Source organism: Trichocoleus sp. FACHB-591, from assembly GCF_014695845.1.
Lineage (GTDB): Bacteria > Cyanobacteriota > Cyanobacteriia > FACHB-46 > FACHB-46 > Trichocoleus.
This window is the reverse complement of sequence record NZ_JACJPA010000097.1, coordinates 1-23,204: the sequence shown is the minus strand read 5'-3', so window position 1 is coordinate 23,204 and position 23,204 is coordinate 1. Positions and strand designations below refer to the sequence as shown.

Below are 23,204 nucleotides of genomic sequence, written 5' to 3'. Positions count from 1 at the left end.
GTCCATTCGGATAGGTGCGGACGTTGCGAATCAGCGCGCGATCGCAGTAAAGATCTGCGACAGCCGGATCAAATGAGCGCTCTCTTGACTGATAGCCGTCAAAGATGTTCTTAGCCTAGTTTTCAGTCTGACTTTGAGCTTGCGGCTGTGATGTAGAGGCACAAGCAGTGCAAAGGAGCGTGACTGCAAGGGTGAAGGAGCGAGCAATACTTTTCATGATGAGCGTAGTAATCTCAGCGAAAGTGATTATTTTTAGATGAGTTAACGAATTGAGTAAGCATCTGCTTTTTTTCTAAATTTTCAGCATCCTCAAAACGCTTGATTAACTCGTCGATGATCTGTGGGTCTGTAGTGTAAAGACCGAGTTCACGTTCCTCAGATTTGTCACTTGACGTTAGAAAGTTATGGCTGCCCAGCATCGCAAACTGGCGATCGCACACTAAAAACTTCTCATGAGTACCTAGAAGCTTTAATCTAACTGTGCCTGAGTAATTCTTCTCTAAATTTTCTAACTGACTTAAGCCAGTGTATTTGTTATTGGGCATGGCTTTCAGCTTTTCTCGAATAGAACCAGAAGAGAACCGAACCTCTTTACTGTTCATATCCTGCAAATGCCCCCAGCCAATATCAAGTTGGCCTTTTGTGATGTCTAGAAAGGCCCTCAAAGATTTAAGCAGCTCGTCTTCATTCCACCAAATTCCCCAGTGCGGCCAAGGGCAAACTAGAATGAGACGCTGCTGTGCTTGCTTAACCGCCTCGAATAGAATTTCTCGGCTTTGATTGCGGTCATATACTAGCCTGTACTCATAACCAGGCTGAATCTTTTGAAGTAGCTCATTAATTTCCGCTATCCGTTTGTCTACGGCTCCATCGACTTGGCCTACAAGCTCCTCAGATAGGGCGGCCAAAGTAGTTTCTAGCTCGCTGACCCGCCCATTACCTGCAATGAGCTGTTCTATCTGACATTGCATTGAATCTAGAACTCGGGTGCGATCGTGTAATGCCTCAAAGCTAGTATCTAAATCCTTGAGCCAAGCTTCCACATCCTGAATCTGCTGCCGCACTTCTTCTGATTGTTGAACTGATGAGGACTGTTCAAGGCGTTCAGTAAAGGCATCATTCAACCCATCAAGCTCAGTCTTCAAGCCTGCAATACCGTGCTCAAGGCGATCAACAATGGCCTGTTGCCACGGTGTCAACTCCGGCCTGGTTAGGAACTCTTGTGACTTTCGCTCCAAGCTTGTAATCGCGTTTCCAACTTGCTCCAGTCTCTCATCTATGTCCAGTTCTATAACTGACAGCCTTGCTTCCTGCAACTGCTGTTGTAAGTCATTGGCTTGAGATCGCAAGCCCTTAATGTCTGCTTCTAGGGGAGTTGGATCAAACGGTTGTGGCAGTGAGGGTAGCCGATCAAGCTGTTGTTGTAGCCGCGAAACAGCATTAAGTAATTCAGCTACCTTTTGATGTTCAGCTTTGGCACTAACTTGGTAGTTCAATGCCTCTAGCTGCTTGCTTAGGATTGCCGTCGCTTCTGTGGTTGGCTTGAGTTTTACTTCCAACTCAAAGATATGAGCTTGAACCACCGTTCTGTTGACCTGCTCTAGCTGGTCAATCTGCTGAGTGAGCTGTTCTAGCTGTACTTGTAATGATGCAGAACGTGCTTGAGATCCCTCAGCCTGAGATTGAAGATGGCTATAAAGCTGACTAACCTGCTGATAAAGTGGGTCGAGGTCGATAGCTTGCAGGGGAGTCAAACATGCTTTCACTGCTTCTAGCCCTCTAGAAAGCTGGTTAATCAGGCTTTCAACTTGCTCAATCTTCGTCTCTAAATGTCGGGGATTAAATACCGGAGGGATGTGAGATAACTCTGTTTGTAACTGGCTCTGCAAAACTTGGGGTTCGCTGTCTAAATAATGGCGAACTTCAGTAACAGTCGTCTCAGTATCCTCCTGTAAGTTGGCGATCGCCTCTTGAGTTCTGACGAGCTGAGCATGGAGGTCTGTCGGATCAAAGGAATCAGGTGGGGGAGGAAGCGCTTGCAATTGCTGCTGAACGCCATCAAATCTTTTTTGAACTTGGGTATCAACTTGAGTAATAGCGGCTTGGGTATCGCGTTGAGCTTGTTTCTGAAAGCGCTCACGATTTAATACATTCAAGGCCAATGACATTGACAGTGGAGCTGCGGCAAAAACAACTTGCTGAGATACAGCGGCGGCAACTGTTCCAATAGCAGAGGTAAGCAGGGAGGCATACTCTGCCTTCTGAAGCCATTGATTATTGATGCTACCCATGTCACCCCCTGAATCCCTTAGCTAGAGGATTCCACGTTTAGCTTAATTTTCCACAGCGAAAGCATGAAAAGTTTACGAGGTTGGAGGAGCGGAGGATGAAGTTCCCAGAAAGATTCTTACCCATTGAGGGGGAACTTGGAGAGATTGAAGCACTATTGAGCTTAATTGAGGTTCTGCCCTATGCCACTCTCCCCATTCCGACCCGTCCCATTAGCTTTAGTCTTGGGTGCAATCGTGGTGGGATGCGCCAAGATTGACTATGACACTACTCAGCCGAGGGAGTGGGTGGGGGTAGAGGTTTCTACACGTGGCGGGGATTCACTCTTTGCCACCTCCATAGACAAAGCTTCTATCAAGCCCTCAGAAGAGGGCGTACAGTTCGATGAGATGAGCGAGAGCCCCGATGAGAGCAGCTCGGTTGCCACTTATGCTCTTAGTTGCGACAACGGCACTTATACAGAACTCCAGCGAACTTTCTTAAATGCCAAAGGTAAGCCGACACGGCAAGAGAAGAAGCTTTGGCGATATCACTCCAATGGCAACGAAAAACAGGCGGCAGTCCATCGCTCCCTATGCCAAGAGATAGGGGTGAAGCCTGGGTTTTAGTTCGATTGGGTTGAATGGTTTCGTAGTAGACCTAGATGTTGTTCTCAATCAATCCCGCAACTTACTAAACCCTAACAAACTCAGATTGATTGGGCATTCTCGTGGCAGAGCCATTGGGCTGAGTGCCATTCAGGATATCTGCTTTCCTTTTCTTTGCACTGGTCGTTCTCACGACTACAAGAACTGATGGCAGGGGTTTTTGACGGCTCAACCTTCAGAGATCCTCGCTTGGGTGGCATGATTCCCCTAATTGAGAATGACGGGATTCTTTTTGCTTTAATCGCTGGCGATCACGATGGGGTTGTAGGCAATTGGGTTGTGTCGCAAAAACGGGTCAATGGTAGGGAAGGTAGATCCAGCTTTGCCTTCTTTCTCTCCGATGTCTACTTATTCTTTGTTCAAGTGGCGGCACTTTTTGCCCGACATCATCCTGCTAAATGTGCGGTGGTACTGTCGCTACGCCTTATCCTACCGGGATCTAGAGGAGATGATGCAGGAGCGAGGGGTGGAAGTAGACCATTCCACGATCAATCGTTGGGTGTTGAAGTACGCTCCGGAACTTGACCAACGGATTCGACTCCACCTCAAGCTGACGAACGATTCGTGGAGAACCGACGAAACGTATATCAAAGTCAGGGGAGCGTGGAAATATCTGTATCGTGCTGTCGATTCGGAGGGGAATACCCTCAACTTTATAATAAGCGCAAAGCGGGATAGCAAGGCAGCGGCACCATTTTTCCGTAAAGTGCTCAAGGGTCAGCACATCCAACCTCCAAGAGTCATTACAGTGGACAAGAATGCTGCTTATCCAGTGGCACTGGAGGTGCTCAAAGCAGAAGAGACGATTGAACAAGAGACCGAATTAAGGCAGAGCAAATACCTCAACAATATCATTGAGCAGGATCATCGTCATATTAAACGAGTTGTAAAACCGATGATGGGGTTGAAGACGTTCAATAGTGCAAGAAGAACGTTGAGCAGAATCGAAGCGATGAATATGATTCGCAAAGGACAAGTAAAAGGAGTCAACCAAGGGGACAGTGTGTCTGAAGTGAAATTTATCGAAGCGATTTTTGGAATTGCTGCTTAAGGGAATGCCAACGATACCGAGCGTTTGTCCTTTATAAGTTTTTGCGACACAACCTCAAGCTGCCACAGTTGGGGCACTTGCGGCGGACACACTTGAGCCCTTTTGCTTTCGTCGCTATTGGTTGGGGGCTACTTCGTGCCATACGTCTCGGCGAATCACATCCCGTTCATAGCTTATCGAAATTTGTGGTTAATTCTCTAGTTGGCTTTGCTACCCTAGTTTTTTTGCGACACAACCGCATTAAGTTGGGGGTCAACTTGATGAACTCAAGTGAACTTAAACGAACCTAAGTGGTGTGAGTTGAACGAATGTTGAAGAATGGAACATAGCTATAACAACAAGGGATAGTGGTAGGCGATCGCTACGGTGGTATGAGTGTAGCTGCTTGTTAGATCTGAGGGATGACTTCATCAGGAGAAAATTCAAATGATTGCTTTACCTGGAGTTACCATTCAACGCAAGAGCTACGAGAGCTCAGTGTCTCTGGTCTATCGAGGCATGAATGAGGAGGATGGCCGAGCGCTTGTCATCAAGGTACTGAAGCAAGATTATCCTTCCCCTCAAGAATTAACGCGCTATAGGCAGGAATATGCGATTATCCGTTCTCTAAATCTAGAAGGCGTGATCAAAGCTTACAGCCAGCAAGCGTATCAGCGTACCCTCGTTACCCTGCTAGAGGACTTTGGGGGTGAGTCCTTAGATTACTGGATACAGCAACGTTCAGGCTCCTGTTTCATGCCCTTAGACACGTTTCTCCAGTTTGCCATCAACCTCACAGATATTCTAGGCAAAATTCATGCTGCTCATGTTATTCACAAGGACATTAATCCTGGAAACATTGTTCTGAATCCCGATACGGGTGTTGTCAAAATCATTGGCTTTGGCATTGCCACTCAGTTCAGTCGCACAAATCCGACGTTCAAAAGTCCGCATGTTTTAGAAGGCACACTCGCCTACCTTTCTCCAGAACAAACCGGGCGGATGAACCGGACGATCGACTACCGCACCGATTTTTACTCACTCGGGGTAACATTCTACCAGCTGCTAACTGGACAACTGCCGTTTCCCACAACAGATGTCTTAGAGTTAGTTCACTGTCACATTGCTAAACAGCCTACTCCACTGTATGAACTCAATGGAACGATCCCTGAAGCCGTTTCAGATATCATCTTAAAATTAATGGCGAAGAATGCGGAGGATCGCTATCAAAGCGCTTGGGGCATCAAAGCAGATTTGGAACAGTGTGCTGAACAATTAGCAGCAAGCGGTCAAATTAATTACATCCGACTGGGGCTGCAAGATACTTCAGACCAGTTTCAAATTCCCCAGAAGTTGTATGGACGCGACATGGAGACAGCCGCATTATTGGCAGCATTTGAGAGAGTAACAGGGGGAAGTGACACGGAGATAGAGAGACACGGAGATGTAGGGAGTGATAATGTTCCAACGTCTGCTGAAATGCTGTTAGTCTCTGGCTATTCTGGAGTGGGTAAATCGGCGTTAGTACAAGAACTCTACAAACCCATCACAGCAAAGCGCGGTTATTTTATCTCTGGTAAGTTTGACCAGTTCCAGCGCAATGTTCCCTATAGTGCCATCGTCGATGCCCTACGAAAATTGGTGCAGCAACTCCTTAGTAAGCCCGATGAGCAGGTGCAACAGTGGCGATCGCGCCTACTTGCAGCTTTGGGAAGTAACGGGCAAATCATAATTGATGTGATCCCAGAAGTGGAGTTGATTACGGGTAAGCAGCCGCCCGTACCGGAAGTGGGAGTTGTGGAAGCTCAGAATCGTTTCAATCGCATTTTTCAGCGGTTTATTCGAGTGTTTTGTTCTAAGGAGCATCCGCTCGTGATCTTCTTAGATGATTTGCAGTGGATCGATTCAGCCTCACTCAAGTTAATCGAACTGATGATGCTGGATGAACAGACTCAATATCTATTTTTAATTGGGGCCTATCGAGATAATGAAGTAAATTCAACGCATCCATTAGTATTAATGCTGGAAAGGCTGCGACAACAAGGGGCGGTGCTTCAGGAGATTGTCCTAGCACCTTTAACGCTGGAACCGTTGAGTCAGCTGATTGTTGAGACGCTGCATCAGGATGCTGAAACCGTTTGTGCTCTGGCTCAGTTGGTGTTACGAAAAACGGAGGGCAATCCTTTCTTTGTCAGCGAATTTTTGAGAATGCTGTATAGCGAAAGTTTGTTGAGTTTTGACGGATCACATTTAAGCTGGCGATGGAACATTGCTGAGATTAAAGCCCAAAACATTACTGATAATGTGGTGGAGTTGATGCTCTTAAAGCTGAAGAAACTACCAGAAGAAACCCAGCAAATCCTCCGGTTAGCTGCCTGCATCGGCTCTGAAGTTGATTTAGCTACATTGGCGATCGTGTGTAAGAAATCGCCCCAAACGGTTTTTCAGGATTTACTACCAGCGGTACAAGGAGGGTTCATTCAACCTCTGTCTGAATTAGATGAGGACTTGTTAGTTCAAGAATATAAGTTCTTGCATGACCGAGTACAGCAGGCTGCCTATGCTTTGATTCTTAATGATCAAAAGCAAGTAACGCATTACTCTATTGGACAACTCCTGCTCAGCAGGCTCCCTGAGATCGAACAAAGTGAGATGCTTTTTGATATTGTCAACCACATCAACTTCGGTCAATCATTTCTGACCCAGAAAGATGAAAAAGAGAAAATAGCACGACTTAATCTGGCTGCCGCTCAAAAAGCCATCTCTTCTACAGCTTATGAAGCCGCGATTCGGTATCTTGAGACTGCCATTGGCTTGCTCGAACCAGAGGCTTGGATGAGTCAATACGGCTTGATGTTCAACCTGTATCGGACTCTCTGTGCAGCACAGTTGAGCAATGCTAGATATGAGCAACTAAATGCCACAACCAAGGTAGCTTTAGAACACATTTCTTCTGCCGTCGATCGCGTAGATGTTCATGTTTTTCAAATCACTCAATATACCCTACAAGGCGAATGTGAGGAAGCAGTTCAAACAGGTCTAATCGGATTGCATGAGTTGGGGATTGAGATTAAAGGCAAGAATTTGACAGAATTAGTCCGTGAAGAGTTTGCTGCTGTTGCCGAAAGCTTAGAAAATCGCTCAATTTCCTCGCTTTTAACTTTACCAACAGTGAGTGATCCGGTGATTCAAGCAATGATTAGATTGCTAATTGCTGTAGATATACCAACTTACATTACGGCTAATATTGAACTTTACTGCTTCGTCAGTTTAAGAGTAGTTCGTCTCTCCATTGAACATGGAAATATTGCTGAGTCTATTAAGGCTTATGCAAATTATGGTCTTCTCTTAGGCTTGATGCAAGGACAATATCAACGAGGCTATGAGTTTGCAGATTTGGCGGTGCAGCTTAGCTACAAGCTAAACAGTAAATCCCAGCAGTGTAAGGCTGAGATGTTATTTGGAGGCTTTATTCAAGTTTGGTCAAAGCCTCTAGCAGGGGCAGCTACAATCAATTACAAAGGTTTTTTGGCAAGCATGGAGTCGGGAGATGTACAGTTTGCAGCCTATAACTTAGTCGGCAACATTTTTAATCGCTTATTTCAAGGAGAAAATTTAACAACCGTTGCAGAAGACAACAAAAAATATCAGCTGGTAGCGGAGCAGATTCAGGATGAGCTTGCGAAGGTAGCACTGGCTGGAGCTAAATTTTTCATCGCAAAACTTACTTTAGGGCAAGCGGCACAGGAACACGATCGCTCGCTCAGAGAGACAGAAAAAATAGTTCATCAGGGTGAAACCTCACAAATACAGTTCTCAATTTGTCTTTATTACATTCTCAGAATGCATCTTTCCTGTTTAACAGCAGATTTTGAGCAAGGTCGCTATTATCTCGTTGAAGCGGGAAAGATCCTAAATTCTATCGTAGGATTTACAACCTACAGTAGTTATTTCTATTATGGTTCTCTGATTCTACTCAACCTGTATCCTAGTCTATCTCAAGCAGAACAAAGGGATGGGCTGGAGCAGATTCGATCAAATCAGGAGCGCTTGAAAGCATGGTCAGATAGTTGTCCAGAAAACTTCTTACACAAGTTTTGTCTCGTTGAGGCAGAGAATGCGCGAGTCTTGGGTCAACTTTCTGTAGCAGAAAACTTGTATGAACAAGCCATTCAAGGAGCTAAGAACAACGAGTATCTGCAAGAAGAAGCATTGGCCTATGAATTAGCCGCCAAACACTACTTAGCGCGAGGTCTGGAAAAGTTTGCCCAGCTTTACATGAAGGAAGCTCACTATTGCTATGAACGATGGGGAGCAACAGCAAAGGCTAGAGATTTAGAAACTCGTTATCCTCAACTGTTTCCTCAGTCTTCTAACGTAGTTTCTACACAAGTTCGCACCACGACCGGAACCATTTCAAGTACCTCACATACTGCTCTCGATTTAGCGACGGTGATGAAAGCAACTCAAGCAATTTCGAGTGAAATTGAATTGGGGCGGTTGCTCCATTCTCTAATGCAGATCCTAATTGAGAACGCTGGTGCACAAACCGGATGCTTGATTTTAGAAAACTCAGGAGAATGGGTGATTGAGGCTGCTTGTGAACTGAATGAGGGTGAGCAAGTGTCTGCTACGCAAGTGTTGCAATCGATTCCAGTTGTAAACCGTTTGCCTGAATCAGTCATTCAGTATGTGATCCGAACTCATCAATCTGTGATTTTAAGTGATGCAACTCGTGAAGGGAATTTTATCAACGATCCATACATTCAACGCAACCACACTCAATCACTACTCTGTTTGCCACTGCTGAATCAAAGTAAATTGGTTGGTGTGTTGTACCTGGAAAACCAATTAGCGGCTGGAGCTTTCACACCAGAACGATTCTCCGAAGGAGACGCTACGCGATCGCAGGTTTTGCATCTGTTATCAACCCAAGCAGCCATTTCAATCGAAAATGCCAAACTCTACTCAAAGCTAAGCGATAGCAAAAATCAGCTCAATCAATTTCTAGAAGCGGTTCCAGTAGGAATTGGGGTCTTGGATACGGGGGGTCGCCCTTACTATGTCAATCAACAAGGCATTGAGCTATTAGGCAAAGGCGTTGATCCTACCGTAACACCCGATCAGCTGGCAGAGGTTTATCAAGTTTATCGGGCTGGGACGGATCAAAACTGTGCATCTGAGATGATGCCAATCGTCCGAGCGTTAAGGGGCGAACGGACAAGAACCGATGATTTAGAGATTCACCAAGGCGAGACGATTATTCCTATTGAGGCATGGGGAACTCCAGTCTTTGACGAACATAAGAACGTGGCTTACGCGATCGTGGCTTTTCAAGACATCACGGAGCGGAAACGATCGGAAAAACTGTTAGCTGATTACAACCGTGCCCTAGAGCAACAGGTAGCAGAACGAACGGCAGCTTTACAGCAAAGCGAAGCAGAACTGCGTGCGCTCTTTTCAGCCATGCCCGATCCGCTCTTGGTGGTGGATGCAGAAGGAAATATTTTGAGAGCAATCCTTTTAGAGAAGTTACATCAGCCGATCAATGAACAGGTGGGCCGAACATTATACGAAATCTTTGAGCGATCGCAAGCCGATATATTTCTTGACTATATTCGGCAAGCATTGCTCACTCAGCAACCTCTGACAGTAGAGTATAGTTTGGTGATGGAAAGACGAGAAACCTGGTTTGCAACTCGTATTTCTCCCATTTCAGACCATGCTGTGATTTGGCTAGCAAGAGATATCACCGATCGCAAACGTGCTGAAGCAGCCTCTATTCTAGAAGAGCGCAACCACATGGCACGGGAAATCCACGACACTTTAGCACAGGCATTTACAGGTATTATCATTCATACTCGATCTGCCTCCGATGAGGTAACGATGGATGCAGAAAAAGCGCAAACTCTCCTCACTCAGATCCTCGACTTAGCTCGTTCTGGACTTGCGGAGGCACGTCGTTCAGTAGAGACACTACACCGCCCATACCTTTTAGAGAGCAGCAACCTACAGGATGCCTTAAACCGTCTTACTGCTCAATTGGACTCCTCGATCGCAACCCAAATCGTCTACGAAGTCATTGGTACAGCCTATCCCTTACCCTGTGATTTGGAAAATAATCTGTTTCGGATTGGGCAGGAAGCTTTGACAAATGCAATCAAATATGCCGAAGCGCATGAAATCCGAATTGAACTGGTCTATGAAACGACCCAATGCATCTTACGAATAAAAGACAATGGGCAGGGATTTGATATAGAAAACCAGGCGATGAGAAATGGCTTTGGTCTACTGGGGATGGCACAACGGGCTGAACGCATTAAAGCTGAACTAAAGATTCAAAGCCACTTAGGGCAAGGGACGGAGATCGTGGTATCTATTGATCGGGAGTAAGTCAGCATGAATCAGCCCAGCCGCATTCGCGTTCTTGTTGTAGACGATCATCCCGTTGTTCGCCAGGGTTTGATCGGGATGTTAGAGAAGGCTCCAGATATCTTCATTGTTGGTCAGGGGCGAAATGGGCATGAGGCGATTGAAGTGTTTCAGCACCAGAAGCCTGATGTGACTTTGATGGATTTACGGATGCCTGAGATGGGAGGCGTTGAGGCGATTACAGTGATTTGCAGTGAGTTTCCTAACGCCCGGATTATTGTGCTGACCACGTATGACACTGATGAAGAGATTTATCGAGGATTGCGAGCAGGAGCAAAGGGATATTTACTGAAGGACTCTGAGCCAGAAGAACTATTAACAGCAATTCGGACAGTGATCAGGGGGCAACAGTACATTCCCCTCAATGTGGCTGCTAAGCTAGCCCAGCGGATGACTGCTCCAGAACTGAGCGATCGTGAGCTAGAAGTTCTCCAGTTAGTCGGGCAGGGGATGAGCAACCAGGAAATTAGCACGGCTCTAAATATTAGTGAAAGTACAGTGAAGACTCATATCAACCGAATTTTAAGCAAGCTAGACGTCAAAGATCGCACCCGAGCAGCGATTATTGCGTTGAAACGCGGAATTGCTAACTTATAGAAACAAAGATGGTTTTCTGCCTGGATTAACAATCGTCGCCAGTCATCACTGTAGAGCGAAGGATATCGGTTTACGAAGCAAACAATCAAACCTAAGTTTGATCCAAACCCCAACTTAAGTTCGGTTCGTTCTACTTCCTCAAGTTGATCAAAATACAGACCATAAATTGACTACAATCCTAAGCAAGCCTCATACACTAAACCTACACAAACGATTATGGGGTTGAAGGGAAAAGATTTCAGAGTACACGCGATGAATCTTTTTTCCTCAAAGATTTAGAATGAGCGATATTATTTCTGACGACGCCCTTAGCGATTCTCTAACGGAGATACAGAGTGAACGCAATCAATTAGTTGTACCCCCTTCTGAGCAAGACCATCGACAGGGAGAGTTGAATGCCCGCGTTGTGCTTGTTGAGTATGGGGATTATCAATGTCCTCAATGCGGTGAACTTTATACCTCAATTCAGGCAATTCAACGCCAGTTTGAGGCGACCTTGTTTAGAAGAGGTTCTTTATGCTTTATATTCCGACATTTTCCTCAACCTCAAATCCATCCTCAAGCTCAAAAGGCAGCAGCAGCGGCAGAAGCAGCAGCAGCACAGGGGCAGTTTTGGCAGATGCACGAGATGTTATTGAAGCATCAGCAAGAGCTGGGAGATGGGGATTTAGCAGAATACGCTGACAATTTGGGACTTGATGTGACTCAGTTTATTCGAGACATTGCCCGGAAAGTGTACCTTGATCACATCGATCAAGACATTGCCAGCGGAATAGAGAGCGGGGTGGTTAGCATTCCAGCTTTATTTATCAACGGTGTGCGTTATGGAAACGATTTAGAGCTTGAGCCACTACTCGTTGCGTTGGCGCAGCCCGTGCGGTAGCACGTTCGCTGAAGCTTTCCACGACTAGTAGTTTCGATAATCAACTGCATCAGTGCGGCTCTTATCATGATTTCCTTACCCAATATGTTCCTCAAGCAAGCTGTAGCTCGAGTTTCTAGAACGGTGCCATTGCAGACGGTTTTGATTGTGCCGTTTATGCTGCAAACGTTTGTGACGGTTGGCTTAGTAGGGTATTTTTCCTTCAGAAATAGGCAGGAAGCCATCAACGATCTCGCCAGTCAACTGCGACGCGAACTGACGAACCGGATCGAAGGCAAACTACAAACCTATACCGAGATACCCCATAACATCAATCGGCTTAATGCCAGTACCTTCGCTCAGGGAAAAATTGTCCCTAGTGCAGTCAAAGGTGAGTTTCCCCTCTGGCAGCAAATTCAGATTTATCCAATGGTGAGTGATATCTACTGTGGCGATCGCACCGGTTCTCTTCTAGGGGTGCGACGTAGCCCTGCCGATCGGTCCATTGAACTGCGATCGAGTAACGTTACTACAGATCATAAACTCTACGGCTACAGTCTTGATCGCAACGGTCAGGGAGATCAGTTAGTCAGTCAAGGCAACAAACCCTTTGATGCACGGCTTCGTCCCTGGTTCAAAGCAGCGGTGACGGCAGGCGAACCCGTTTGGAGTGGAATCTATGCCGACTTTGCCAGCCAATTGCCAACGATCACTGCCAGTACGCCTGTCTATAGCACTACTGATCGATCGCTGTTGGGAGTCTGTGCCACCGATGTATTTCTGCCGAATGAGATGAGTCGTTTTTTGGCGAGCCTGCAAATCGGCAAGACAGGCATCGCCTTTATTTTAGAGCGCTCAGGACAACTGGTTGCCACCTCCACCGGAGAGGCGGTTATCAGTAGTGGAGCGGTGGCAAATCGATTGTCCGCAGTTGAGAGCCGTAACCCTACCGTACGAGCGACTGCTGCCTATTTGCGCGAACATTTCAGCAATTTGTGGCAGATCCAAACTGCGGAACAGCTTGATTTTGATTTCGATGGCAGGCGGCAGTTAATTCAGGTAATGCCATTCAAAGATACTCGTGGGCTGGATTGGCTGATTGTTACGGTATTGCCTGAATCCGATTTCATGGCAAAGATTAATCAGAGCATTCAGACGACGATTCTGCTTTGTATTGCGGCTTTGCTGCTTAGCATTGTGATCTGCATTTTGATTGCCCGCTGGATCACTAAACCGATCGTTAGCGTCAGTCAATCGGCAAAAGCGCTAGCAGACGGGGAATGGAATCAGACGGTAGAAATTGAGCGATCGGGCGATTTGGGCGAACTGGCTCGATCGTTCAACCAGATGGCACACCAGCTTCAAATCGCATTTGCCAAAATGCAGTCTTTAAACCAGACCCTTGCCCAAAGTGAAACCCGCCTCCAAAAAATTTTGGAGTCGGTTCCGGTAGGAATCACGGTTCTGGACGCAACGGGTCGCCCTTATTACGCAAATCAGAAGGCAATCCAACTCTTGGGCAAAGGTGTGCTGCCGTCTATTACCCCAGAGCAAATTGTCGAGGTCTATCAACTTTATGTGGCAGGAACCGATCGCCCTTACCCAACTGAACAACTGATGATGATACGAGCACTAAACGGTGAACAGGGCAGGGTGGATGATATCGAAATTCACCAGGGGAATCGGATTATTCCGATTGAAAGTTGGGGGACTCCAATTTTTGATGAGTCTGGCAACATTTTGTATGCGATCGCCGCCTTTCAAGACATCACCGACCGCAAGCAAGCAGAGAAGCTTTTAGCCGAATATAGCCAGACCTTAGAACAGCAAGTCACTGAGCGAACGTTGCTGCTTTCTCAAGAGATTGAAGAGCGTCAACGAGTGGAAAGCGCTCTGCGATACAGTGAAGAGCAACGCAGGCTGACAATGGACTTGACCCATATCGGCAGTTGGAACTGGAATATTTTGGAGAATACAACCGAGTGGAATGATAACCACGCTCGATTGCTGGGGTTAGTTTCTAACGAAGTGGAGAGTAGCTATCAAGTATGGCGCGATCGGGTTCACCCAGAGGATGTTGAGCGAGTCGAGCAAGCAGTTGCGCTCGCACTGGCAACACATACCGATTTTGAAGCTGAATATCGCGTGTTCTATCCAGATGGAAGTGTTCACTGGCTAGTTGGCCGGGGTCGAGGCATTTACAACGGAGCAGGACAACCTGTACGAATGTTGGGAGTGATTTTGGATGTTAGCGAACAGCGAGACGCTGCACTACGTGAACGCAAACGTGCTGAAGCAGCGTCCATTTTAGAAGAACGTAACCGCATGGCACGCGAGATTCACGACACGCTAGCGCAAGCCTTTACAGGTGTTCTGGTTCACATGGGAACCGTTTCTCAGTTAGTGACCATTAAACCAGAAGCCATACAAACTCATATTGATATCGTGCGTGAGCTAGCTCGTAACGGACTGATAGAGGCTCGACGTTCCGTTGCAGCACTGCGTCCTCAGTTACTAGAAGATGGCAACCTCTGGACAGCGCTGGAGCAATTTGTTGCCACGATGCAATCCTCAACAGAGGCCCGCCTGACTTATGAGGTGATCGGCACGCCCTATACGTTGCCCCCTGACGCTGAGAATAACCTCTTGAGAATTGGACAGGAAGCGTTCACCAATGCAGTCAAGTATGCTCACGCGAACGAAATCCGGATTGAATTAGTTTATGAACCCGCCTCGTGCTATTTACGCATTAAAGACAATGGACGCGGGTTTGAAGTTAGTCCTACCACTATCAGTCGAGGATTTGGTTTATCGGGTATGACCGAACGAGCAGAACACATTGGCGCACTGCTCTCGATTGAGAGCCAGTTGGGGCAGGGAACAACAGTGATCGTATCTGTACAGCGGGAGTCAGCAACATGAGTCAGCCTACAGCTATTCGCGTTTTGATTATTGATGACCACGCAATTGTGCGACAAGGACTGGTTGCAATGATTGACAATCAACCAGATATGACGTTGGTGGGTCAAGCGGGCAATGGACAGGAAGCGATCGACCAATATCGCCAGCTACAGCCTGATGTCACCTTAATGGACTTACGGATGCCGCAGGTGAGTGGTGTGGATGCAACGATGGCAATTTGTGCTGAGTTTGCCCACGCACACATTATTATCCTGACAACCTACGATGGGGATGAAGATATCTATCGAGGATTACGCGCCGGAGCCAAGGGCTATCTGCTCAAGGATGCCGAACCTGAGGAACTCCTCAGTGCCATTCATGTTGTTCATAGGGGTCAGCAATACATTCCCGCTCACGTTGGCGCTAAACTAGCGCAGCGGATAAACCATCGAGAGTTGAGCGATCGCGAACTAGAAGTCCTTCAATTGGTAGCTCAGGGGATGAGCAATCTGCAAATCAGCGCTGCCTTAAATATTGCTGAAAGCACTGTTAAATCGAACATCAACCACATCTTGAGCAAACTGGGAGCGAAAGACCGCACACAAGCGACCATTATTGCTCTGAAGCGAGGAATCGCTAGCTTATAGCTTAGTTATGTGAACTTGAAATGGGTGATAAACCTAAACTTAAGGTGGGTGTTATGCCAGCACCTGAGGTTGCTCAAATAGCGATCATCTTGTGGTTCAAAACATAAACTCTGAATTGGCGACAGATTTGAGGTTGCCTTTTACATTAAGAACATACAAACAAATTCGAATCTGAATCTGCGAACAAGAACCTGACAACAGCTTGGTTGTTTGCTATTCCATTTTTCATCCATCTCAACAAGAGCTGAGGAGATCGACATGACAACAACGATCGATTCCAATTTTGCTGCCTGCGAAGCGCTGCGCCTGCTTGGTCCCGATCCCGAGAACTGGGTACCCGATCGCCCTGGTATTGATCACAATGTCACGATAATCGGTGGCAGCGGCAGCGGTAGCACCTTTGTATTTGCACTACGGCGTGCTGGAATCGGGCGCGTGACGGAGATCGATGCAGCAGATGACGAAGCTCATGCAGGGGTGTGGTTGACGCGAGCACGGATGAGAACGCTCCGCACGCCAAAGAATCTGCCTGGTCCAGAACTAGGAATCCCAGAATTGTCCTTCCAAGCCTGGTACGAAGCTCGACACGGTGCGGCAGCCTATGCGGAGATCGATCGCATTGAGCGGGTGGATTGGGCTGAGTACCTCAGTTGGTATCGGCATTTTCTCGGTATCCAGGTTCGTTACCAAACGAAGTTGGTGCGGATAGAGCCAGCCACAGGTTTCTTCCGTCTACACTTTGAGGTAAACGGTGTCCCGCAGGTGGAGACTACGCGCAAAATTATCTTCGCCAATGGCGTGGCTGGCACTGGTGGTCCATACATACCTCCAGTATTGGCTGACTTACCCCGCACGCTGTACGCCCATACCGTCGATGCCATTGATTTTGAAGCACTGCGCGGCAAAACTGTGGCAGTGCTAGGTGCGGCGGCTTCAGCTTTCGATGCAGCAGGAGTGGCGCTGGAATCAGGCGCTAAGGCAGTACACCTATTTGTACGGCGATCGGCGATCGCATCGCTGTCATTACTCCGGGTACGAGATTACCCTGGCGCTTACGACAACTATCCCCAACTACCCGATTCAGCCCGCTGGTTACAGGCTTGGCGCTTTCATCAAGCAGGCACCGCACCACCACCAAAGTCGATTGAGCGAGCGATCGCATTCCCAAACTTTCACATCCACCTATCTGCACCTTGGAAATCGGCACGGAAAATGGGTGATGCGGAAGCCGCCGCCAAGGGCGAACGCATTGCCATCCAGGTGAACGATGATGTTTTCGAGTTTGATTTTGCGATCGCTGGCACGGGTTACTTCGTTGACCCAACCCAGCGTCCCGAACTAGCCGACTTCGCTCAGCATATTGCCCTCTGGCGCGATCGCTACGAGCCACCAGAAGACTTGCGCGACGACAATCTGGGGATGCACCCTTACCTTGGTAACGCCCACGAATACCAAGAGAAAGTACTTGGCACTGCCCCTTATCTGAAAGACATTCACGTCTTTAATCCGGCTGGTTTAGTTAGCTTCGGTTTGCCAGTGGGTGACATTCACAGCATCCGCCGTGACGTACCTGCAATCGTATCGCGCATCAGTCACGACTTGTTCTTTAAGGACTGGGCGCATCATGAGGCAAGGATCACAGGCGATATTGCCCCCGATTTCGAGAACTCGCTCTATGCGGCTGCGGTGTGGAAACAACCATCGGGGCAGCAATCCGCTAGGTCAACAGCTTTTTCACCAGTAACAAATCGTTCTGACTGAGAAAAGATGTCAGTAGAAAGTGATTGCCATTCCACAATCACTGCTGGTCAAACATCACTGTTAAATCAACTCACTTGACAGTGTTATTTCAACAAATTGTTTACTACTTATCGAAGGAGAATATCATGGTTGCTCAAGTAAACTCACCAACAGCAAAGATTTTGGAAGTTGCAGATGATCCACGTCTTTCCAGGGAGGTAAAGGCATTTTTGAAGGAGCTAAATTCAGGAGGTGTGCCTCTAGAGACATTACCTCCATCCGAAGCACGTCAAGTACTCGTGGATGCACAGGCTTCTGTTCCAGTCGATCTTTCCGGCATTGAAGAGTCTGAGAAGACGATTACTGCTGATGGTTACACGATTACACTCAATATCGTGCGACCTGAAGGGGTCGAAGGCATATTGCCTGTTTTCATCTTTATTCATGGCGGCGGTTGGGTATTGGGCGATTACCCAACGCACAAGCACATGGTTCGCAATCTCGTTGTGCTTTCTGGGTTTGCGGGTGTCTTTGTCAACTACACGCGCACGCCAGATGCTCAGTATCCACAAGCAATTAATGAGATCCATGCTGCCACTAAATGGGTCGCTGAGCACGGGGAAGAAATTGGAGTTGATGGTAAAAACCTGGCAGTTGTCGGCAACAGTGTTGGCGGAAATATGACAGCAGTAACTGCTTTGCAGTCGAAAGAAAAAGGAGGACCACACATCAAGTTGCAAATTATGATGTGGCCGATTGTAGACGCTAGTTTTGAAACGGATTCTTATCATCAATTTGGTGACAAACGTTTCTTAACTACACCAGGGATGAAGTGGATGTATGACATGTACATCCCTGACCCAGAAAAGCGCAAGGATATCTATGCCTCTCCCCTACAGGCGACGGTTGAGCAACTGAAAGGCTTGCCTCCAGCGTTAATTCAGGTGGCAGAGAGTGATATTTTGCGTGATGGTGGCGAGGCTTATGGACGCAAGCTCGATGAGGCTGGAGTGACAGTGACAACCGTGCGTTACAACGGCATGATTCATGATTTTGGGCTGCTGACTGGTTTAGCCGAGGTTCCGGCAGTTCGTTCTCTGTTTGTTCAGGCTGCTGCTGAATTGAAGAAACACCTGCAATAAGAGGATACGGAGACGCGGGGACACGGAGAAGTTTCATTCAATTTCGCGTCACCGCGTTTCCCATTCCGCGTTCCTCTTCCTCTCTCAAATACCTATCAATAATGATCAATTACACCCCAAGCGCCAAGGACATCATCGGCTCATCTCCGCTGATCGCGCTCGAAAACGAAGCACCACCCAAGCTAATTGTCGATCCGCCACTTCCCGAACCGCTGTCCCAGGGACGTGTCTTCATTCAGTATCGAACGGAGAATTTGCGCGTGTTGCTCGTGTTCGGCAAAGGTGCGCTCGATGTATCGCCTCGTATCGGACATATCCACATCACCGTTGATGACGCGCCGTGGCACTTTGTCGATGCCAGTGGTGAAACAATCATTCTAGTTGGTCTGGAACCTGGTTTACACAAGGTGCTGATCGAACTAGCAGATCCTACGCACAAAGTGATTACCAGCGAAACAGTGACGTTCACAGTGCCCGATCTTAAGCGATGAATCAGGTCGGTGAAACGATGCGATCGACACTTCGCAGCGCTGAATGTAAAGCACATGCTCCGCGAACATTATCGCAACCCACATCCGTCAATTTCTCACGTCACGGTTGCAATCTATCCAACGAAATAACTCAGAGGAAATTACAACATGAATATGCCTACCTTCAGAAACGGCATTCGCCTGGTTCTGATTATCATCCTCTTTTTAGGAACTATTACAATCACCTCTCTGGGAGCCATCATGAATACTGCTAGTGCACAAGCCAATAAACCCACGATCGTGTTTGTTCATGGCGCGTTCGCCGAGTCTTCCAGTTGGAATGGTGTATTGGCCAAACTGATTCCGAAAGGTTACCCAACGGTTGCTGTGGCTAATCCCCTACGTGGCGTTAAGAGTGATGCAGACTATGTTGCTAGCGTCCTTAAAGACATCAATGGTCCCATCGTGCTGGTTGCACATTCCTACGGAGGTTCGGTAACGACCAATGCGGTTAATGGTAACAACAATGTGAAAGCACTGGTCTACGTTGCTGGCTTTGCTCCTGACGAAGGCGAGACTGCCGCCGAACTCTCAGGACGTTATCCGGGCAGCACGCTCACGCCGACCCTCGCACCGCCAGTTGTCCTGCCCGATGGTGGCAAAGACCTATACATTCAGCAGAGCAAGTTCCATGCCCAATTTGCTGCGGATCTGCCCGCTAGTGACGCGGAACTGATGGCTAGTACCCAGCGTCCGATTGTGGAAGCCGCGTTTACTGAAGCCTCCGGTGCGCCTGCATGGAAATCTATCCCATCCTGGTTTATTTATGGCGAACGGGACTTGAACATTCCAGCAGCGGTGCATGCTTTCATGGCGGAGCGAGCCAACTCAAAGGAAACCGTTGTTGTAAGTGGCTCATCTCATGTCGTGATGATTTCTCATTCGGATGCGGTCGCTGAGATCATCGAGCATGCTGCAACTGCGCCATAGCAAGGAAAAACTGATGAACATTAAAAATTGGCGGTGTTTCGCACCGGATGTTGGTGAAACGGTGAGCGGTTGAATCGTAGATACGCAGCAGATTCAACCAGCACGGCAATTGTGTCTGATGTAGCAAATTTTCTCTATGCTGATCGCAATAGATTTTACGATCTGTCTGCTCAGGATATACCGGATGCTGAGGTGCAGATCATGGCAGTCACCTAAAAGCCAATTGCTAGCACAGCTTTTGACCAATCTATGAATGAAACCGCCTGAAAAACCATTCTTTCTTGGTACCTCGTAACTCAAGCCGAGCGGGCTATTAATCCTGACCTCCAGCGATTTATGGCTCGATAGATGGGGGCTAAAACAATTGAAGTCAACTCTAGTCACGTTTCCCTGTTTCTCATCCCAATGAGCTTGCCAAACTGATTGAAACAGCGGCAGTGTGATCTCTGTTCCTGATCTTTGGTACGAATAGCACGCTCAAAACCAATTATTCTTTGCAAGGCTAATGATCATGAAAAAGTTAGAAGGAAAAGTTGCGCTTATCACCGGCGGCACCAGCGGCATCGGGCTCGCTACTGCTAAGGCCTTTATTGCCGAAGGAGCCTATGTCTTTATCACAGGCCGCCGCCAGCGTGAACTAGATGCTGCTGTAGATGCGCTTGGTGAAAATGTTGTGGGGGTGCAGAGCGACGTCTCTAATATGGCAGACCTCGATCGCTTGTTCACTACAATCAAGCAAAAGCAAGGTCGATTGGATGTGGTCTTCGCCAATGCAGGGGGAGGAGAGGTCGTCCCGCTCGGCTCAATTACTGAAGAACACTTTGACAAAACGTTCAACACCAACGTCAAAGGTCTGTTATTTACTGTGCAGAAAGCTCTGCCTCTAATGCCAGAGGGAACTTCAATCATTCTGAATGCCTCAACGGCTTCGGTCAAAGGCACGCCAGCCTTCAGCGTGTACAGCGCGACCAAAGCGGCGGTGCGATCGTTTGCCCGCAATTGGACACTCGACCTCAAGGATCGCAAGATTCGGGTGAATGCCCTTAGCCCCGGCGTGGTGCTGACGCCAGGCTACGAGCTGCTTGGGCTGAATGAGCAGCAGATAAAGGAATTTGTGGACAGCCAGGCCGTCAGCATCCCCATCGGGCGAGTTGGCACACCGGATGAGATTGCCAAAGCTGTGGTTTTTCTTGCTTCGGACGATAGCAGCTTTGTCAACGGCATTGAGTTATTTGTTGATGGCGGGATGGCACAGATTTAAAGGCATTTAGTGGCGATCGCAAGGACAATCATGAATATCAACAAGACCGACACCGCAATCGTTGTGATTGATCCACAAAACGATGTTTTGCGTGAAACAGGAGTTTCTTGGGATTTAGTCGGGGATAGCGTCAAAGCAAACAAGACCGTTGAGAACATTGAGCACATCTTTAAAGCCGCAAAGCGGAACGACTTTGAAGTTTTCATCTCTCCCCACTACTACTACCCCACCGACCACGGCTGGAAATTTGCCGGCAATCTGGAGCAGATGATGCTTGAGGTTAAGGAATTTGCTCGCACTGGTTCCCTAAGCCTCGACGGATTTGTGGGTTCTGGTGCCGATTGGCCCGAACGCTATAAGCCCTTTATTGAAGACGGCAAAACCATCGTCGTCAATCCTCATAAAGTCTATGGGCCACAGAACAACAACTTGGTTTTGCAACTACGTAAGCGCAACATGAGCAAGGTTATTTTACTCGGCATGCTCGCCAATCTTTGCGTTGAAGCTCATCTGCGCGAGTTGCTAGAGCAAGGATTTGAAGTCCTTGTCGTTAAGGATGCGACGGCTGCTCCGCAGCATCCAGAGCTAGGTGATGGCTATAAGGCCGCGTTGATCAACTTTGGCTATCTTGCTAACGCTGTTTTGTCTACAGACGACGTTGTCAAAGCAATGGCGTAATTAAGGTATCAAGGTATTCCTCCAAGCCATTCACCTAAGGAGTAAGCCTATTACTATGAGCGCAATAAACGGTATCATCAATCAGATCAGCCCGTATTCGGTTACTGAAACCATCGATCGCTTGGTTTCCGTTTTACAGGCAAAAGAGATCACTATCTTTGCCCGCATTGATCAAAGGTTGGAAGCTGAAAAGGTTGGGTTAAACTTGCACCCAACACAGTTATTGCTGTTTGGCAACCCGAAAGCTGGGACGCTATTGATGGTAGCAGAACCTGCGATCGCCCTGGATTTACCCCTGAAAATACTGGCGTGGGAAGCGGCTGACAGCCAAGTTTGGGTAAGTTACAACGATCCCAATTATTTGAAGCAGCGGTTCTCTCTCTCGGATGAATGGGTCAAAAACATTGCAGTTATCGCACCTTTGATTGAACAAATGTTGGCTTAGAACAGCGACCCATGCCATCTCTCAATCATTCAAATCCAAACATCGCGATTACGATCGCTAGTTTCTCGCAGAACGTTTGGTGGATACATCCTTGGTACGAAGCTAACCATGCCGACCCTCAAAAATCAATCGCTCTATAGTTCTAAAGCCCTACGAAGACTCCAACGCCTAGTTCAACTTAGCGATACTCCTCTAGTGCGAACCCTTACCACTGCTTTGATTCACCAGCAGCTATGAATTATGGGAGCTTTATTTAGGGTAACGCTGATCTTTACCGTCCAAAACCCTGCTTCCTGGCTGACAATCAAGCAACTGGAGTTTAGACTAAGCGGAGCAGCAAGCAGATAAGAAAGAGCAGCCAGATCAATAAACTGACTGCTCCTGGCATTCTGAGAAAAGCACTACCAATTCTCAGATGCCGATATGAATGCTGACAAATTGAAGGCATTTCGTCAAACTGCCTACCAGTGTTTAGGACGATCCCATGACGCGATGTTTGAACTGGGGGATGCAGTCTTGAGTAGTCCCAGCGTCACAAGCTTTGCTGAACTCAGTTGTAGCCCTTTGTTTCGACAGCAGTGGTCAAGCTTGTATGAAGCTCTGCAAGATAGCCGTCCCTAACGGCGCAAGCTGATGCGACAATTCCAAATCCTATCTGAGGATAAGCAGCAGCGACTGCAAGATAGCCGTCCCCAACGGCGCAGAAACTGTCAGATCTGGGTACTCAGATCACCGCTTTTTTCATCACCTCTTATCATCAGAAGCTTCCTCTTTCCCATTTGCGATTAGATGGCTTGAAATAAATCTTTCAATTCATTCACTCGTTCAACAAATTGTTCCCGTTGCTTCGATAGAGACACCAAGTCTGCCATTCTTGCTTTGGGGCGCAAAAATTGCTGCACTTCATCAAATGCTTGACAAAATCGTTTCGCACTTTCAATCACTCCAAACACAACCATTAAACCTTATCGGAAATAGAAAGGGATGTTGATTAAGTCACTCCTTGCCCTCTGGATCTGCAACTAAACCGCTTGGAGCTTCTGCTTCGCTTTTTGAGAGCGGTAGGTGAGTCG

General features: G+C 47.5%; 18 protein-coding genes. 16 read left to right on the top strand and 2 right to left on the bottom strand.

Annotated elements, in window-relative coordinates; genetic code table 11:
* Window positions 1–233: 233 nt before the first annotated feature.
* Window positions 234–2,291, bottom strand: a complete 2,058-nt coding sequence (locus H6F90_RS19190) for a phospholipase D-like domain-containing protein (protein ID WP_190553898.1) — start codon at window positions 2,289–2,291, stop codon at window positions 234–236.
* A 180-nt stretch (window positions 2,292–2,471) separates the two neighbouring features.
* Between H6F90_RS19190 and H6F90_RS19185 the strand changes: the two genes are divergently transcribed.
* The 16 genes from H6F90_RS19185 (at window position 2,472) to H6F90_RS19115 (ending at window position 22,752) form a co-directional block, all read left to right on the top strand.
* Window positions 2,472–2,897, top strand: coding sequence for a hypothetical protein (locus H6F90_RS19185; protein ID WP_190553897.1), 426 nt, complete (start codon window positions 2,472–2,474; stop codon window positions 2,895–2,897).
* Window positions 2,898–3,276: 379 nt separating this feature from the next.
* Window positions 3,277–3,987, top strand: coding sequence for an IS6 family transposase (locus H6F90_RS19180; protein ID WP_190553896.1), 711 nt, complete (start codon window positions 3,277–3,279; stop codon window positions 3,985–3,987).
* 426 nt (window positions 3,988–4,413) lie between these two features.
* On the top strand, window positions 4,414–10,359 hold the full coding sequence (locus tag H6F90_RS19175) for an AAA family ATPase (protein WP_190553895.1): 5,946 nt from the start codon (window positions 4,414–4,416) through the stop codon (window positions 10,357–10,359).
* A gap of 6 nt (window positions 10,360–10,365) precedes the next feature.
* Complete coding sequence (locus H6F90_RS19170) at window positions 10,366–10,995, top strand: response regulator transcription factor (RefSeq protein ID WP_190553894.1); 630 nt, start codon at window positions 10,366–10,368, stop codon at window positions 10,993–10,995.
* A 280-nt stretch (window positions 10,996–11,275) separates the two neighbouring features.
* Window positions 11,276–11,878, top strand: coding sequence for a DsbA family protein (locus tag H6F90_RS19165; protein WP_190553893.1), 603 nt, complete (start codon window positions 11,276–11,278; stop codon window positions 11,876–11,878).
* A gap of 66 nt (window positions 11,879–11,944) precedes the next feature.
* On the top strand, window positions 11,945–14,779 hold the full coding sequence (locus tag H6F90_RS19160; protein WP_190553892.1) for a PAS domain-containing protein: 2,835 nt from the start codon (window positions 11,945–11,947) through the stop codon (window positions 14,777–14,779).
* On the top strand, window positions 14,776–15,405 hold the full coding sequence (locus H6F90_RS19155; protein WP_190441393.1) for a response regulator transcription factor: 630 nt from the start codon (window positions 14,776–14,778) through the stop codon (window positions 15,403–15,405). Before H6F90_RS19160 ends, H6F90_RS19155 begins: the two co-directional genes overlap by 4 nt.
* A gap of 258 nt (window positions 15,406–15,663) precedes the next feature.
* Window positions 15,664–17,166: a SidA/IucD/PvdA family monooxygenase gene (locus tag H6F90_RS19150; RefSeq protein WP_190441390.1), complete on the top strand. Its 1,503-nt coding sequence runs from the start codon at window positions 15,664–15,666 to the stop codon at window positions 17,164–17,166.
* 125 nt (window positions 17,167–17,291) lie between these two features.
* Window positions 17,292–18,287 carry an alpha/beta hydrolase gene (locus tag H6F90_RS19145; RefSeq protein WP_190553891.1) on the top strand — a complete coding sequence of 332 codons (996 nt, stop codon included), beginning with the start codon at window positions 17,292–17,294 and terminating at the stop codon, window positions 18,285–18,287.
* A 101-nt stretch (window positions 18,288–18,388) separates the two neighbouring features.
* The gene (locus H6F90_RS19140; RefSeq protein ID WP_190553890.1) at window positions 18,389–18,778 is read left to right on the top strand and encodes a DUF6130 family protein; all 390 of its coding nucleotides are present in this window, start codon (window positions 18,389–18,391) and stop codon (window positions 18,776–18,778) included.
* Window positions 18,779–19,018: 240 nt separating this feature from the next.
* Window positions 19,019–19,747 carry an alpha/beta hydrolase gene (locus H6F90_RS19135; protein ID WP_199296036.1) on the top strand — a complete coding sequence of 243 codons (729 nt, stop codon included), beginning with the start codon at window positions 19,019–19,021 and terminating at the stop codon, window positions 19,745–19,747.
* A 511-nt stretch (window positions 19,748–20,258) separates the two neighbouring features.
* Window positions 20,259–21,008 carry an SDR family oxidoreductase gene (locus H6F90_RS19130; RefSeq protein ID WP_190553889.1) on the top strand — a complete coding sequence of 250 codons (750 nt, stop codon included), beginning with the start codon at window positions 20,259–20,261 and terminating at the stop codon, window positions 21,006–21,008.
* Window positions 21,009–21,038: 30 nt separating this feature from the next.
* The gene (locus H6F90_RS19125; protein WP_190553888.1) at window positions 21,039–21,686 is read left to right on the top strand and encodes an isochorismatase family protein; all 648 of its coding nucleotides are present in this window, start codon (window positions 21,039–21,041) and stop codon (window positions 21,684–21,686) included.
* Window positions 21,687–21,741: 55 nt separating this feature from the next.
* Window positions 21,742–22,131 carry a DUF302 domain-containing protein gene (locus H6F90_RS19120; RefSeq protein WP_190553887.1) on the top strand — a complete coding sequence of 130 codons (390 nt, stop codon included), beginning with the start codon at window positions 21,742–21,744 and terminating at the stop codon, window positions 22,129–22,131.
* Window positions 22,132–22,142: 11 nt separating this feature from the next.
* Window positions 22,143–22,271, top strand: a complete 129-nt coding sequence (locus tag H6F90_RS31185; protein WP_255525023.1) for a hypothetical protein — start codon at window positions 22,143–22,145, stop codon at window positions 22,269–22,271.
* Between the two features lie 283 nt (window positions 22,272–22,554).
* Window positions 22,555–22,752, top strand: coding sequence for a hypothetical protein (locus tag H6F90_RS19115; RefSeq protein ID WP_190553886.1), 198 nt, complete (start codon window positions 22,555–22,557; stop codon window positions 22,750–22,752).
* A gap of 164 nt (window positions 22,753–22,916) precedes the next feature.
* On the opposite strand, the gene H6F90_RS19110 is transcribed toward H6F90_RS19115, so the two are convergent.
* Entirely contained in the window at window positions 22,917–23,084 is a 168-nt protein-coding gene (locus H6F90_RS19110; RefSeq protein WP_206756194.1) for a hypothetical protein, read from the bottom strand.
* Window positions 23,085–23,204 lie beyond the last annotated feature (120 nt).